Source organism: Mucilaginibacter sp. P4_E8 (assembly GCF_056401495.1).
This window is the reverse complement of the sequence record NZ_JBFUJG010000007.1, coordinates 25,824-42,355: the sequence shown is the minus strand read 5'-3', so window position 1 is coordinate 42,355 and position 16,532 is coordinate 25,824. Positions and strand designations below refer to the sequence as shown.

Annotated in this window: 12 protein-coding genes; 9 read left to right on the top strand and 3 right to left on the bottom strand. The window is 42.3% G+C overall.

The genetic code is table 11. The annotated features are described in order from the left end of the window. Nucleotides 1-75 precede the first annotated feature (75 nt). On the top strand, nucleotides 76-1,278 hold the full coding sequence (locus AC1DRQ_RS04905; RefSeq protein ID WP_477422556.1) for a DUF763 domain-containing protein: 1,203 nt from the start codon (nucleotides 76-78) through the stop codon (nucleotides 1,276-1,278). Here the strand turns inward: AC1DRQ_RS04905 and AC1DRQ_RS04900 are convergent. Beyond that, a complete protein-coding gene (locus AC1DRQ_RS04900; protein ID WP_477422554.1) occupies nucleotides 1,270-1,800 on the bottom strand; it encodes a DUF4142 domain-containing protein in 531 nt (176 codons plus the stop codon). The genes AC1DRQ_RS04905 and AC1DRQ_RS04900 overlap by 9 nt on opposite strands. A 187-nt stretch (nucleotides 1,801-1,987) precedes the next feature. Between AC1DRQ_RS04900 and AC1DRQ_RS04895 the strand changes: the two genes are divergently transcribed. The 6 genes from AC1DRQ_RS04895 to AC1DRQ_RS04870 all read left to right on the top strand — a co-directional run bounded on the left by AC1DRQ_RS04895 (nucleotide 1,988) and on the right by AC1DRQ_RS04870 (nucleotide 7,866). Further along, complete coding sequence (locus AC1DRQ_RS04895; RefSeq protein WP_429396986.1) at nucleotides 1,988-2,335, top strand: ArsR/SmtB family transcription factor; 348 nt, start codon at nucleotides 1,988-1,990, stop codon at nucleotides 2,333-2,335. Next, nucleotides 2,332-2,757, top strand: coding sequence for an SRPBCC family protein (locus tag AC1DRQ_RS04890; protein WP_477422552.1), 426 nt, complete (start codon nucleotides 2,332-2,334; stop codon nucleotides 2,755-2,757). Before AC1DRQ_RS04895 ends, AC1DRQ_RS04890 begins: the two co-directional genes overlap by 4 nt. A 12-nt stretch (nucleotides 2,758-2,769) precedes the next feature. Further along, nucleotides 2,770-2,895, top strand: coding sequence for a hypothetical protein (locus AC1DRQ_RS04885; RefSeq protein WP_429396983.1), 126 nt, complete (start codon nucleotides 2,770-2,772; stop codon nucleotides 2,893-2,895). Nucleotides 2,896-3,016: 121 nt separating this feature from the next. Further along, the gene (locus AC1DRQ_RS04880; protein WP_477422550.1) at nucleotides 3,017-3,589 is read left to right on the top strand and encodes a Crp/Fnr family transcriptional regulator; all 573 of its coding nucleotides are present in this window, start codon (nucleotides 3,017-3,019) and stop codon (nucleotides 3,587-3,589) included. Between the two features lie 82 nt (nucleotides 3,590-3,671). Beyond that, entirely contained in the window at nucleotides 3,672-4,109 is a 438-nt protein-coding gene (locus tag AC1DRQ_RS04875) for a carboxymuconolactone decarboxylase family protein (RefSeq protein WP_477422548.1), read from the top strand. Nucleotides 4,110-4,296: 187 nt separating this feature from the next. Further along, nucleotides 4,297-7,866 (top strand): TraB/GumN family protein, encoded by a 3,570-nt coding sequence (locus AC1DRQ_RS04870; protein WP_477422546.1) that lies wholly within the window; start codon nucleotides 4,297-4,299, stop codon nucleotides 7,864-7,866. A gap of 75 nt (nucleotides 7,867-7,941) precedes the next feature. Here AC1DRQ_RS04870 and AC1DRQ_RS04865 read toward each other — a convergent pair whose 3' ends face one another. Beyond that, entirely contained in the window at nucleotides 7,942-9,420 is a 1,479-nt protein-coding gene (locus AC1DRQ_RS04865) for a glutamate synthase subunit beta (protein WP_429396978.1), read from the bottom strand. A 5-nt stretch (nucleotides 9,421-9,425) separates the two neighbouring features. Next, entirely contained in the window at nucleotides 9,426-13,943 is a 4,518-nt protein-coding gene (gene gltB, locus AC1DRQ_RS04860; protein WP_429396976.1) for a glutamate synthase large subunit, read from the bottom strand. A 395-nt stretch (nucleotides 13,944-14,338) separates the two neighbouring features. Between gltB and AC1DRQ_RS04855 the strand changes: the two genes are divergently transcribed. Both AC1DRQ_RS04855 and AC1DRQ_RS04850 read left to right on the top strand, forming a co-directional pair. Continuing rightward, nucleotides 14,339-14,830 (top strand): D-glycero-alpha-D-manno-heptose-1,7-bisphosphate 7-phosphatase, encoded by a 492-nt coding sequence (locus tag AC1DRQ_RS04855; RefSeq protein WP_477422544.1) that lies wholly within the window; start codon nucleotides 14,339-14,341, stop codon nucleotides 14,828-14,830. A 153-nt stretch (nucleotides 14,831-14,983) separates the two neighbouring features. Continuing rightward, nucleotides 14,984-16,513, top strand: coding sequence for a hypothetical protein (locus tag AC1DRQ_RS04850; protein ID WP_477422543.1), 1,530 nt, complete (start codon nucleotides 14,984-14,986; stop codon nucleotides 16,511-16,513). The last annotated feature ends 19 nt before the right edge of the window (nucleotides 16,514-16,532 follow it).

Genomic DNA, 16,532 nt, shown 5'->3' with positions numbered 1-16,532 from the left:
CTATCCTAAAATCCTCTAATCAAGGTTCAGAAAAAAATCAATTGGATCAATAATCTTTTTGCTAACTTTGTTAGTATGAAACGATCCGGAAGTGCCGATCTGCCTTTACATTATGGTTATGTGCCGCAATGGCTTGCCGAGCGTATGGCAAAGCTGGGACTTGCCGTGATAGAAAATATCGTGATAGATTACGGCAAGGATGAGGTTCTTCGTCGCCTGAGCGATCCTTTCTGGTTTCAAAGCCTGGGTGCGGTAATGGGTATGGACTGGCATTCGTCGGGCATTACTACCTCGGTGATGGGCGCCCTTAAACGAGCCATCAATCCGCACAGCCGTGAACTGGGTATATACATTTGTGGGGGTAAGGGTAAATACTCCAAGCAAACCCCTGCCGAGCTTTTAAAGATCAGCGAAACCACAGGTCTGGATGGCAATTACCTGGTAAAATGCAGCAAGCTAAGCGCCAAGGTTGATAACACCGCTATTCAGGATGGTTTTCAGCTATACACTCATAACTTTATCCTGAGCGATACCGGTAAATGGGCCGTAGTACAGCAAGGCATGAGCGATAGCAGCAAAACCGCACGGCGTTACCATTGGCATTCAGAACAACTTACCTCCTTTGTCGATGATCCGCATACGTTTATCTATGGGCAAAATCACGGCCTGATCCTGAACATGGCCGATAAGCAGGCGGATAGTTCAAGAAATGGCGTAATGCAGATAGCCGCTGAAAACCCTGAGCTCATGCTGCGGGAGATCAATAAACTGGTGATGCCCGATCATCATCATGTAACCGCTAAAGATGTGGACCTGAAACGGCTTGGCGCGGTACTGTGGCTGGCCCACGAAAAACAACCTGCCGATTTTGAAGAACTGTTGTTGCTGCAGGGATTAGGTCCGCGTACATTACAATCGCTGGCGCTGGTAAGTGAGGTGATTCATGGTACGCCATCAAGGTTTAAGGATCCGGCCCGGTTTTCATTTGCTCATGGTGGTAAGGATGGGCATCCCTTCCCGGTACCCATAAAAGTTTATGACGAAACCATCAGCATCCTGCAAAACGCGGTTTACAAATCAAAAATAGGACAATCCGAAAAAAATGAAGCCATTAAACGCTTATCGAAAATTGCAGAGAATGCCGAAAAAGATTTTACCCCAAATGCTAATTTTGACCAGGTAATAGCCCGGGAACGCGAAAATTGGTGGAAATATGGTGGCCGCACTGTTTTAGGCAAAGTTAAACCACCAGTGCAGCAGCAATTGAAACTATTTTAAAATTAAGCTGATAACTTTAGCCGAATCCAGGTGTGCTTTTAAAACCGGAAGTGTTTTTTTAGCAAAGTCTGAAACATTAATATTTTTGTTCAGGCTGGCTGCATTAAACAAAACGATCTGTTGTTCATACTCGTTAATTACCTCCTGTATGTACGTTTTATCAAATATACCTGCACGTTTTTTTTCCAGATCGGCTATTATTTGCTGATGTATAGCGTTAATGGAATCTTTGGGTGTTATAAAATTATCGGTCTGCAATTTTTTCAGATCAACGGCAAGCCGGGTATGCTCATCTATCATCAATTTCGCGAATTGGATAACCTGCAGATTCTTTGAATTGGATATAACCAGGCCCGAAGCCTTAACGCTGGTGAGGCTTGCCTCAGCTGCATGGGTAAAAAACAACAGTCCTTCATCGTCAATCAGGGGCTTATTGTAATTGTTTGCACGCTTGTTATCCTGGCATGACAGTACCAAAACCAGGGTGACCAAACCCAACAACACACCCGCTATCCGCTTCATTTTCAGTTTGTTTATGATCCTCTTCTCATGTAACAAAAATTAACCGTTCTGGTTTCCTATGGCATCATAAAATATCAGCTGATCGTACCAATTTCAGTTAGCTACAATTTTTTTCACTTTTTTATTGCGTAACCAAAAGGTTTCACATATATTTGTAACCAAATGGTTTCATATAACCATCAAAATCATGTACAGAGATGTTTTTAGGGCCATAGCCGACCCTACCCGACGCGAAATAATTAACCTGATTGCCCATCAAAGCATGAATTTAAATACCGTGGCCGATAATTTTGACATGAGCCGACCGGCGGTATCAAAACATATAAAAATACTAACCGAGTGCGGTCTGCTGGTTATAAAACAACAAGGCCGTGAAAGATTTTGCCATGCCGACTTGCACCAGCTAAAAGAAGTAACCGATTGGGCCGAACAGTACCGCAGATTCTGGACCCAAAAGCTGGATGCCCTGGGCGATTTCCTTAATAAAGAGCAAGAATCAACCAATAATGTTAAACATAAAAATAAGAAGTTATGAGCGCACAACCTTTTGTAATTGAACGAGTTTACAACGCCCCTGCCTATGCAGTTTGGCAAGCCATTACCGATCATGCCAAAATGAARGAATGGTATTTTGACATTCCGGATTTTAAACCGGTAGTTGGATTTGAATTTACCTTTACCGGCGGAAGCAAAGAACAAACATATATTCATCTGTGCCGGGTAACCGAAGTTGTGGAAGGGCGCAAATTATCCCATACCTGGAGATACGATGGATACGAAGGTAATTCGGAGGTAACGTGGGAGCTTTTTCCAGAGGGCGACCAAACCAAAGTTATACTTACACATACTGGCCTGGAAACCTTCCCACCTCTAAAAGACTTTGCAAGAGAAAGCTTTACAAAGGGCTGGACAGAGATTGTTGGCCATATGTTAAAAGAGTATGTAGAAAAGGCATAAAAAGTATATCTAATGTTTATTGATTACAACCAGCAGAATTTGGCTAAAGCCATATTTCTGCTGGCTCTTTATCCGTTGGCTGAAGCCAACGGCAATGAATTAAACAGTTCATTGCCGTCCCTTTTAAGGGACGGATAACTATATAAGTCAGGAATTGGGCTTTAGCCGCCATAGTCTATTTGCAATAACTTGATTTGTAGTATTTTAACAACATCAATCCATATATCCAAGTCCTTATCATTATATTCGGGTTGTAATTATGCTAAACAACCTTACAGATCATATCAAAAAATTTGTGGAGCTTAATGAGACCGATATAGCGATCATTAATGCGGCTGTGGTAGTGAAACAGGTTAAAAAAAAGACTTACCTGCTGGAGCCTGATCATATATGCAAAGACACCTATTTTGTGAGCAAAGGCTGTTTGCGCTCTTATTTCATCAACAAAAAGTTAAATGAACAAATAACCCAGTTTGCTATTGAAAACTGGTGGATGAGTGACTATTACAGCCTGGAAAGCGACAAGCCCTCAAACTGTTATATACAGGCTGTTGAAAACTCAGAGATCATCAGCATCAATAAAAACAAACTTGAAGAACTTTTTGAAAAAACGCCCCGGCTTGAGCGCTATTTCAGGATAGTACAACAAAGGGCTTTTACCGCCGCGCAAAAACGCATTGAATACATTTACAGCTTTAGCGACGAAGAACGCTACAGGAACTTTAGCGAGCGTTTTCCTGATTTTATACAGCGCATACCACAATATATGCTGGCATCGTACCTGGGTTTTACTCCGCAGTTTATGAGTAAGATCAGGGCAAAAAAAGTTTAGTCCTGTATAAATTTCTTAATCTTGATTCATTTTTTGAGGCCTGTTTTGTCCCCACCTTTGGGTAACACAAAACAATAAGAAAATGAAAGCAAGAATCATCATCCCCAAGGTAGAACCAGAAGGATACAAAGCAATGTTAGGTTTTGACCATTACCTTAATAACACCGGTTTAACAAAAACACATAAAGAGCTAATAAAAATACGCGCGTCGCAAATAAATGGTTGTGCTTATTGCATTGACCTGCACACCAAAGATGCCCGCAAAGCCGGCGAAACCGAGCAACGTATTTATGCCCTTAACGCCTGGCGCGAAACCCCTTTCTTTACTGAAGAAGAAAGAGCAATACTGGCCTTAACCGAAGAAGTTACCCTGATACAAAACCATGTATCTGACAAAACCTATGAAGAAGCTGCAAGGCTTTTTGACGAACACTACCTGGCACAGGTAATTATGGCCGCCATAGCTATTAATGCCTGGAACAGGATAGGTATTGCTACTGGCCTGCAACCTGCTCTTTAAGTGTCATGCACATTCAATATATTCAGTAAAAACCTATAAAGCCATCTTAGGGGGAACAATCCAAAAGATGGCTTTATAATTACCCCAGATAAGTTTATCAAAATTTTCTCAATCCTATATTAAGGATAATAATATACTTTATATTAGTAGGTCGCTTATTTAAAATAAGCACTATTGATAATATTTTATGACCAAACCTTACTTTTCACAACTCCTGCAATTTATATTGCCCCTTAATTATTTATCAGGCTTTCTGAAGCCATTTTTATTGTTCGCAGCTTTGTTATGTATACTTCAACCTGTTGAAGCTCAGCAAAAAGGCAGTTATAACCTGCTATGGCGAATTAGCGGCAAAGGCCTAAGCAAACCCTCCTATTTATTTGGCACCATGCACGTGAAAGACAAACGGGCCTTTGGCTTTAGCGACTCCGTGATGTTGGCCATCCAAAATTCGCAGGCTTTCGCGCTTGAGGTTCACCCGGATACACTGATCGGTAAAATGTTTGAAACCCTACGTGAAAAAGACAGTACGCGCAGCGTCCGTAAACTACTTGGCAAGAATGATTATGCCCGGCTGGCCAAACGTTTCCAGGAAAAGAACGGGTACCCGATGGGCAACCTCGACCCGGTTCAGCTGGAATCAATGATGAAACCCGAAAAGAAAAAAGCCGATGACAAAAAAACCTTTATCGACGCTTATTTATACGGCGTAGCCCGCGCTATGAACAAAAGCATTTACGGGCTTGAGAACGCCGCTGAGCAATTCGACGAAAATTTTGGCTCAAAAGCCGATCTGAAATCAAAACTGCAAAACCTGCTTGATGACGATGAAGAACAAGATCTTGAAAATACCGAACGGATGACCAAAGTATACAGCACCGGTAACCTGGAAAGTATTTTAGCATTCATGGACGAAAATAACATCAGCACTGATGAAATTATTGTCCGTAACAAAGTAATGGCGAACAGCATGATGCTGCATATGAAAGATCAATCGCTGTTTACGGCTGTTGGCGTAGCGCATTTGCCAGGTGAGCAAGGTGTTATTGCGTTACTCAAAAAAGCAGGATATACGCTAACACCAGTTAACGCGAGTTTTACAGGTGTGGCCAACAACTATAATACCGATTACTCCAAACTCCAATGGCAAACTTATACGGAAGAAAATAATGGCTATTCTATAGATCTGCCTTTTAAACCCATCAAAACCAATATGCTTTTGGGTTTAAGCACAACCCTTTATGCCGATATTGCCAATGATACTTTTTTTGGCGCCTTTGCTATAATAAAAGGTTCTGATCAAAAACCTGCAAGCCAGGCAGAAGTTATGCAGAGCATGATTAACAGGTTTAAAGCCGATAAGAAAAATCATATCCTGAGTGAAAAACCAGTGGTGGTAAACGGATTAAAGGGTACTGATATCGTTATGAGATCGGGTAATAATGTTTTAAAATACAGGCTGTTATTTGATAACAACTACCTGTACTGCCTGTATGGCGGTAATGATGAGGCAACGATCAATTCGGCTTATGCCAATCGATTTTTCAATTCCTTTAAAAGCTTTAAAACCGCGGCAAAACCAAACCCCAGCTGGATGACCTTTAAAAATGATACCGGCGCATTTTCAGTTAATTTACCTGTAAAACCCCAATTAATTGAAAAGGAGATCCCCGATCCTAACAATATCCATGGTGATCCTTACCGGATGAAGATGTATTTAGCAACTGATACCGTTAACTTAGAGAACTACATTATAAGGTATAATGATTATCCAGAACAAAAGTACCTGGCCTATAAGGATAAAGTTTTTGAGGCAATAATCACTGAAATTAAATCAAAAGGAAAACAAACAGGCAAGGTCCAAAAAGTATTAAAAGATGGATATGAAGGCAGAGAGTTTGGTCTGCTTCTTTCAGATAAGTATAACTGCACCGTGCAAGTATTTGTACGCGGAAACAGGATCTACATGCTGATGAAACAAAACCTTCAGGCAGGATCATTGCAGCAGACGAAGGATGATTTTTTTGAGTCGTTTAAATTCACCCCCTATTTTAAGCAACAATTAGCACCCTATAAAATTGACAATGGAGCTTTTACAGCAGCTGCCTTCTCAAAATTAAAAACCGTAAATGACGTAGCACATGATCATACTTCGTTTTTGCGAACCATATCAGATACTTATTTAACCAATCCGGCATCCGGAGGTTTGTATATTTTAGAACATGCAACCATCAGTAAATATTACCGGACAAAAAATACAGACTCATTGTATAACTATCTGACGCCTAAACTTGTTACTTATCCCGACTCCCTTATTAAAACCGATACGATTACAGCTAACGGACTTAAGGGCCGTGAATTTATAACACTACAAAAGGCAACCGCAGAAAAAAAACGATACAGGATATTTATTGATAACAGCGATCTGTTCTTCTTTTTCGGGCATATGGCTAATGAAGAGCTATTTACCGAAAGCAATAACACCTTTTATAATTCTCTTACCAAAACGCGGGATACTGCGCAAATTGATCTTAGTGCTTCAAAAGCCGCTTTAATAACTACTGATTTACTGGCTTCAGATACCAGCAACTATAAAGCAGCACTCGGGGCTCTGTCCTACTATAAATTTGATAAGGATGAGCTTCCCTTTGTTTATAAGGCACTTGATAAAAAATACGCCGATGATACCAGTAGTAAAGGAGCACGTTCAAAATTGATCAAAGCACTGGCTAAGGTAAACGATAGCAAAACCATCGACAAATTAACTTCGCTTTTCAAAAGCACGGATACGGATGACGAGCTTAAGGTGAACATTCTGGCCACTATCCCCGAAGTAAATAAAAAAGAGGGATATGATATTTATCTCGACCTGTTAACCAATTCGCCTGCTTTAAAAACAGATAATGTTTATCCGGCATTAAGACCGTTGAGTGATTCGGTTGAATACGCGGCTGTTAATTTTAAACGCCTGCTGCCTTTATTAAAATACCCGGATTATCGTAAAAAACTCCTTTCCATTACGCAACAGATGCAGTATACCGACGTTAAGGAGAAATATTTACCATTATTAAAAACCCATTTTACCGACCTAACGCAATATGCCGAAGCCGATCTGGATGCCTATCTTTCAAAAACAGATACAGTTAATAACAAATGGTTCTCCTCAGGCTATTATTATCTTCATCTGATGCAATCCATCAAAAATCAACCCTTAACAGACCGGTTTACAGCAAAGCTTATCCGCGATGACCATACCGGGAGTCAATTGTACGAAGCTGTGACCACTCGGATAATTAATCATTTGGTTACCGATCAAAAATTGATAAACCAGCTTTTGGATAGTATGGAAAACCGATATACTCTAATAGAAACCCTAAATAAGGAAAAACAACTATCGCAGGTACCGCTTAAATATAAAAAGCAGGACGAGTTTGCCAAAATCAGCCTTTATCAATCCCTGGTTAATAGCGACGACGACAATACCGCACCAAAAAATATAAACCTGTTGGGCACCTTACCGGATAAGGGAAGTATTTATTATGTATTTAAGTACACCTTGCCATACGACGACGAAAACACGCCATACATCGGTATATGTGGCCCTTACGCTCCGGGATCAGCCAAATTGGATTTCAGCAGCTATCATGCTTATTTTGATGGATCGCCCAGGAAAACCAACTGGCAGCAACAGGCCAAGGGTATGATGATCAAACTTAAACAGCAAAACAAAGAGGAGCTTGCTAAAGCCGGTAAGTGATCCTTTTTTCGGCAACAAAAAAAGCCGGGTCTTTTTCAAGAACCCGGCTTTTGGATTTGGATTTATAATTTAAATTTAGAACACTTGCTCAAACTGGTCAACAGAATCCTTGCTTTCCAGCACGGTGTGACCCATTAAAAATTCATCAACCTTACGGGCTGTTTCGCGGCCTTCAGATATGGCCCATACCACCAGTGATTGTCCGCGGCGCATATCACCAGCGGTAAACACTTTGCTTACATTGGTACGGTATACACCTTCCTTAGCCTTAACATTTTTACGTTCATCAAGCTCAACGCCTAATTGATGTATCATGCCAACATGCTGAGGATGCACAAAACCCATGGCCAGGAATACACGCTGGCAAGGTATTTCGCGCTCAGAGCCTTCAACTATATTTAATTTAATCGGGCGGCCCATTACGTCCTGTTCCCAGGTTACATCAACAACTTTTAAAGCACGCAGGTTACCATTTTCATCACCCAAAAATTCTTTGGTATCAATACCCCAAAAACGGTCAACACCTTCTTCGTGTGAGCTGGTTGTTTTCAGTATCATGGGGTAAGTAGGCCATGGCATATGCTTTGTACGCTGTTCAGGCGGTTGATACATCACCTCAAACTGTTTAATTGATTTTGCACCCTGGCGGTTTGATGTACCCACACAGTCTGACCCGGTATCGCCACCACCTATTACCACTACATCTTTACCGGTAGCCAGTATATCATCACCATCAACAGTAATATCACTTACCCGTTTGTTTTGTTGTTTCAAAAAGTCCATCGCAAAATGGATACCTTTTAACTCGCGGCCCGGAATATTCAAGTTACGTGGTATGGTTGAACCACCTGCCAGTACAACGGCGTCGTTGTTGCGGACCAGCTCATCGGCTGCTACGTTTTTGCCAACTTCGCTGTTCAGTTTAAATACAACGCCATCTTTTTCCATTACTTCAATACGGCGTTCAACAACCCATTTTTCCAGCTTAAAATCGGGGATACCATAACGCAGTAAACCACCGGGTTTATCATCACGCTCGTAAACAGTAACCGCGTGACCTGCTTTGATCAATTGAGCGGCAGCAGCCAGCCCAGCCGGACCCGAACCTACTACAGCTACCTTTTTGCCGGTTTTAACCAATGGCGCTGTAGGTTTAACCAGATTTTTCTGGAAAGCTATTTCAATAATATGTTTCTCAATTTCCTCAATGGCAACAGCCGGTTTGTTAATACCTAACACACATGCCGATTCGCAAGGTGCAGGGCATATACGGCCTGTAAACTCAGGAAAATTATTGGTTGACGATAAAATATGGTAAGCCTCTTCCCAATTTTTACGATACACCGCATCGTTAAATTCCGGAATAATGTTCCCCAGCGGGCATCCCGAATGGCAAAAAGGGATACCGCAATTCATACACCTGGCCGATTGCTGATTAAGCTTCTCGTCGGTATATAAATTAACAAACTCTTTATAGTTCTTTACGCGTTCAGCAGCGGGTACTTTAGTAGGAAGCTCCCTGTTAAACTCCTGAAATCCTGTTGGTTTTCCCATGAAATTTAGCCTATTGTTTGATATTGTAATTTCTCTAATACTTTTTTATACTCTTTTGGATACACCTTAACAAACTGGGTTGATACTTCATTCCAATTGTTAAGCAGCTGCTGGGCAAGCTTACTGCCTGTAAGGCTGATGTGCTTACGCAGTAATGCCAGGATCTGCTCGTTGTCTGTTGCTGATAACGGATCAAGGTCAACCATTTCGGTGTTGCAGTTTTCGGCAAAGGTGCCGTCGGGGTTATATACCCAGGCTAAACCGCCGCTCATGCCGGCTGCAAAGTTTCTGCCTGTTTTACCCAAAATCAATGCACGGCCGCCGGTCATATACTCACAACCATGATCGCCTATACCTTCAACAACGGTGGTAGCACCTGAGTTACGCACAGCAAAACGCTCACCAGCCATACCGCCGATAAATACTTCACCTGCCGTAGCTCCGTACAAAGCAACGTTACCAATGATGATATTATCTTCAGGAACAAAAGTTGCATTGGCTGCCGGATAGATAGCCAGCTGCGCGCCTGATAAGCCTTTACCTACATAGTCATTGGCTTCGCCTTCCAGTTCAAACGATAAACCTTTGGTAGCAAACGCGCCAAAGCTTTGTCCGGCTGAGCCTTTGAATTTATAGTTGATCGTATTATCTGGTAATCCTGCTGATCCGTATTTTTTGGAGATCTCGTTTGATAACAGCGTGCCTATGGTACGGTTAACGTTGATCACATCAAAAGTTGCAAACACCGGTGTTTTATCTTCAATAGCGGTTTTAGCGGTTTCTAACAACTGCCAATCCAGTATCTCGTCCATGCCGTGATCCTGTTTTTCGCTGTTGTACAGGGTCATTCCCTTGGTATTGGTAACTGGGTGTAATATGCCCGAAAGATCGATCTTTTTAGCCTTCCAGCTATCCAGGTGATCCTTCACTTTCAGGAACTGAACACGGCCAACCATTTCGTTAATGGTACGGAAACCAAGTTCAGCCATGATCTCGCGAAGCTCTTCGGCCATAAAGCGGAACAGGTTAACCACATGCTCAGGTTTGCCCGAGAATAATTTCCTCAGTTCAGGATCTTGTGTGGCAACACCTACAGGGCAGGTATTTAAGTGACACTTGCGCATCATGATACAACCACCTGCAACAAGGGCCGCCGTAGCAACACCCCATTCTTCGGCACCCATCAGGGCGGCAATGGCCAAATCCCTGCCAGTTTTTAACTGACCATCAGTTTGTAATACCACACGGCTGCGCAGTTTGTTGCGTACCAGTGTTTGGTGAGCTTCGGTTAAACCAAGCTCCCATGGTAAGCCCGCGTGTTTTACTGAACTTATTGGCGATGCGCCGGTACCACCATCATAACCCGCAATCAGGATCACATCGGCGTGTGCCTTGGCAACACCTGCTGCTATAGTACCAACACCGGCTTTTGAAACCAGTTTTACGTTGATACGCGCGGCACGGTTAGCATTTTTAAGATCAAATATTAATTGCGCCAGATCCTCGATAGAATAAATATCGTGGTGTGGCGGCGGAGATATTAAACCAACTCCTGGTGTAGAGTGACGTGTACGTGCGATCCAGTCATCAACTTTATGACCCGGAAGCTGTCCACCCTCGCCCGGTTTTGCGCCCTGCGCCATTTTTATCTGCAGCTCATCGGCATTGGTAAGGTAGTTTGAAGTTACCCCAAAACGGGCCGAAGCTATTTGTTTAATAGCAGAACGCATAGAATCGCCATTTGGCAGCTTTTCATAACGCATTTCATCTTCACCACCCTCGCCGGTATTGCTTTTGCCACCTATGCGGTTCATGGCAATTGCCATGGTGCTATGCGCCTCGTGTGAGATAGATCCGAATGACATGGCGCCCGTTGCAAAGCGTTTCATGATATTTTCGGCCGGTTCAACCTCATCAAGGGCAATAGCCTCGCGGTGATGTGCAAAGTCAAGCAAACCACGTATGGTGAAATGCTTTTCGGTTTGCTCGTTAATTACTTTAGCATAGTTTTTATATACCTCGTAATCATTGGTACGGGTTGCATGTTGTAATAAGTGTACGGTAGTAGGGTTAAACAAGTGCACCTCGCCCCTGCGTTTCCACTGGTAAATACCACCTTCGGGCAGTAAATTATCCGCGGCTTTAGCGCCAAAACCTATGCGGTGTTTGCAAAGGGCTTCGCGGGCAATTTCATCCAAACCTAAACCGCCTATGCGGGTAACAGCTCCGGAGAAATAACGGTCGACTACTGATTTGTTTAAACCTAGTATTTCAAATACCTGCGATCCGTGGTATGACTGTAATGTGGAGATCCCCATTTTTGAGAATATCTTCAGCAAACCATCGTTTACAGATTTTACATAATTTTTATGAAGCGTCTTGATATCCAGACTGGTTTCCAGGCTGCCATTGTTTTTAACCGTTTCAATGGTTGACAGGGCCAGGTATGGATTAATAGCGGTAGCGCCAAATGCCAGTAAACAGGCAAAATGGTGTACTTCCCAGGCATCGCCGGTTTCAACAACCAAACCTACAGCGCCACGACGACCTTTTTTGATCAGGTGGTGGTGTACTGCTGATACAGCCAGTAACGTTGGAATAGGCGCGTGTTCAGAATCAACAGCACGATCTGAAAGGATCAATACCTCAAAACCATCGTCAACAGCGTCCTCGGCATAGCGGCAAAGCCTTGCAATGCCTTTTTCTAATGAACCCGGCTGTCCGTCGGCATTAAAATAGGTTTGCAGTGTTTTGGCATGGAAAAGGCCGGTATCAATACTTCTCAGTTTTTCCAACTGATGGTTTTTTAATATCGGGTGTTTTAATACCACGCAATGGCAATGCATTTTATCCTCATCAAGCAAATTGCCGTTGTTACCTATAAACGTAGCCAAACTCATTACCAAACGCTCACGGATAGGATCAATAGGCGGATTGGTAACCTGCGCGAAAAATTGTTTAAAATAGCTGGATAAATGCTGCGGCTTATCAGATAATATAGCCAGCGGCACATCAGTACCCATAGAACCTACAGGCTCCTTACCATCAACCGCCATTGGCTTAATAATGGTATCAATATCCTCGCGGCTGTAGCCAAATACCTGCTGGTAACGGAATACAGATGCTTCTGAAAGGCTGGCAAAAGCCAAACGCGGTTCAGACAGTTCGCTCAGGTTTATTTTATAATTCTCTAACCAACGACCATAAGGCTGTTGTGAGGTGATCTGTTGTTTTATCTCATCATCGGTAATGATCCTGGCTTGCTCGGTATCAATCAGCAGCATTTTACCGGGTTGTAAACGGCCTTTGCGCAGCACGGTGCTCTCGTCAATGGTCAATGTACCGGCTTCTGACGCGGCAATTACACGGCCATCGTTGGTGATCACATAACGCAGCGGGCGTAGTCCGTTACGGTCAAGCAGGGCGCCTACCAATTTACCATCGGTAAAGGTGATAGCAGCCGGGCCATCCCAGGGTTCCATTAAAGTGGCATGATACTCGTAAAATGCTTTTTTAACCGGGTCCATCTGTTCGTTGCCATCCCACGCTTCGGGTATCAGCATCATCATTACGTGTGGTAATGAACGGCCGGTGTGCAGCAGCATTTCGATGATATTATCCAAACAGGCTGAATCAGATTGGTTGTTATCAATCACCGGCAACAGCATCTCCATTTCTTCGGCAGTAAAATACGAAGAAACATATGATTTTAAGCCCGAATAGAACCAGTTAAGGTTACCTGTAAGCGTATTGATCTCGCCATTATGAGCGATCAAACGGAAAGGCTGGGCCAGTTTCCATGATGGGAAAGTATTGGTTGAGAAACGCGAGTGGATCATGGCAAAGCCCGATGCAATACGCGGATCAGAAAGATCTGAATAGTATTTACGCAGCTGATAGGTGGTTACCTGTCCTTTGTAAATAATTGTTTTACATGATAACGAGGTAAAATAAAAATGCTCAGCCGCTGCCGGTATGGTTTCGGTGATGGTTTTATTAATATACCTTCTTAATACAAAAAGCTTTCGCTCAAAATCATCAGCATTGGTAATGTTTTGGGGCCTTGCTATAAATATTTGTTCAACATCAGGTTCGGCCTGGCGGGCGGTTTCGCCAACAACCATTGAATCTACGGTTAATTTGCGGTAACCTAACTTATGCAAACCCAACTTTTCAATAGCATTGGTAATAACGATACGGCAAGCTTTTTTCTGTGCCGAATCTTTTGGAAAAAATATCATCCCAACACCATACTCACCAGGCTCAGGCAGGCTGATCTCCAGGTTTGAGCATTCTTCCATCAAAAACTCATGAGGTAGTTGTATCAATATACCAGCGCCATCGCCGGTTTCAGGGTCGCATCCGCAGGCACCGCGATGTTCCATATTTTCAAGCATGGTAAGCGCGTCATCAATAATCTGGTTACTTTTATGACCATTAATATTGGTTATAAAACCAGTTCCGCAGGAGTCGTGTTCAAATTCTGGCCTATAAAGGCCCTGGTGGCTCTCAGTTTGATTCATCGTAAATTAAACCGTTTTATAAAAAGGGTGTAACTACGAAGTTACTAAATACTACATAAATTATAAAATCATCGGTTATTTTTGAAGATTTCTAAAAAATCAATTATTTTAATCATATTTATTTAACAATTTAACAACAGAAATAAACAATTATTATGATTAACTAAATGAAAAGCGGCATTTACTTATTTAGAATCGATATAAAGTTGCACAAACAATGCAATAATCATTTATACAATCGGTAATTGTTGCTATAACAGAATTTAATTTTGTACTGTTTACCCTATATATACAGTAGAATATAACATTCTTAAGCACGGTTTGGTGAATTCAAAAATAAAGCAACATTTAAGGTAAGTTTAAGAATTGTTAACTTCGCCAAAAATTTTAAACAGATGCCTGCAAAAAACAAAGCCGTTTTTTTAGATCGTGATGGAGTACTTAACCAGGAAATGGGCGATTATGTGCGCCGTTTTGAGGATTTTCATATACTGGATAATTTTGAAGCCCTGAAAACCCTGCAGGATAAAGGCTATATGCTGCTGGTTGCCACCAACCAGGGTGGCCTGGCCAAAGGCTGGTACACCGAAGATGAGCTTGCAAAAATGCACAGCCACCTGAAACAGGTTTATAAAGAGCATGGCGTAGATATAGTTGACTTTTTTTATTGCCCCCATCACCCGCTGTTTACCGGCGATTGCGACTGCCGCAAACCTAAACCGGGCCTTTTATTACAGGGTATAGCCAAATACAACATCGATCCGTCAAAGTCCTATTTTATTGGCGACCGTGAACGCGACGTTGAGGCAGGTACCGCGGCAGGCGTTAAAGGTATATTAATAGATAGCGACCAACCTATAAGTACCGTGCTTGATTTGATAAAATAAGAGCCTCACCCAACCCTCTCCTGAAGGAGAGGGCTTTATAAGCATTATTAAGTAAAAGTCTCACCCTTTAGGGTGAGATTTAGAGGGGGCTTAAAATTTTTTAAAACATTTTACGCCCGTACAACTTTTACCACTATTACAAAGTAAAACCACATGCAACTAAGCCGCTACTTAAAAAACTACGATACTTTCATCGCTGCGTTAATTGGGTTTGTTGCTGTACAGATATTTTGTAGCTACAGTGGCATAGGGATCTCACCCGATTCTATTATGTACACCAGCGCTGCCCGCAGTTTAAATACCACCGGCACACTCCACACATTTAACCATATCCCCATTGTTGATTTCCCGGTGTTCTATCCTATTTTCCTGGGGACAATTATGTTTATTACCCGTACAGATCCTGTAATTTATGGTGCCATATTAAACAGTTTCATGTTTGCCGCCTTAATATACACCAGCGGATGGATCATGCACCGGTTTGTCCCGGCATCGCGCGTATATAAGTGGCTGGTACTGGTGTCCATTATATTGAGTCCGGCGTTGTTGCAGGCATACTCCTATTTATGGTCCGAAACTTTGTTTATCCTCGAAACCTTATTTTTCCTGGTCGCTTTCAGGGAGTATCTTTTAAAACATACGGTTAAAACGCTCATCATAGCTGCGGCCATAGCGGCTATTGCCTGTGTAACCAGGTATGCCGCGGTTACTATTGTTGGTACCGGGGGCTTGCTGTTACTGCTCGACAGGGTTTTACCGCTTAAAAAGAAAATCGTACATATTATTATATACGGCTTTGTTTGTATTTCGCTGCTGGTAAGCAATTTGGTGTTTAATGCTTTCATGTCGGGTACAACAACGGGGCCACGGGAGCCGTCCATTACTTCATTTGGCAAAAACCTGTACTATTTTGGCACCGTAATGTGCGATTGGATGGGCTTAACTCCTAACCAGTATTTCCTGGCCACGCCGCTTGCTGTTATCATATTGGTTGGCTTTATCGCGGCGCTGGCCTATAACTACTACCGCCGCAGGTTAACCAGTTATGAGAACCTGGCTATCACCTTTGCATTGGTGTACGGTTTGTTCATTATTTTGTCTTCTACATTTTCGCGTTATGAGCGTATTAATCACCGTTTATTAGCGCCTATATATATACCGGCCCTATGGGGGTATACCAGCTGGGGATTGCTTTTATTAAAAAAGATCACCAATATAACTACGCGCAGAATTGTTGCCACCGTGTTTATTGCGATGATGCTGGGCTTTGTAACCAAAGAGTTCCTGATTGACAGGAACCGCTATATCGACCAGATAGAAGACGATTATGGCAATCCCGGTTATACAGACGATAGCTGGCTCGAATCGCCATTTGCGGCATACCTTAAACATATAGATAAAAGCATGTTTAAGCCAAAGGTTACTATTTATACCGATGCACATGAGGCTGTTTACTTTTTCTCGGGCATGTCTTCATACCTGGTGCCGCATAAATTTTTCAAAAAGGATATTGCCAAGTTTTATCAGAAAAAACAGTTTTACCTCATCTGGTTCAAAAACCTTGAGAACCCCGAGCTGATCAATATTAAGGATATTGAAAAAGTAAAAAAACTGAAGCTGATCAAGGATTTTGGTGATGAAGGTGCCATTTATGAGTATGATGAAAGTCAGAATTTGAATTAAATATTTTTAAGATTAACAA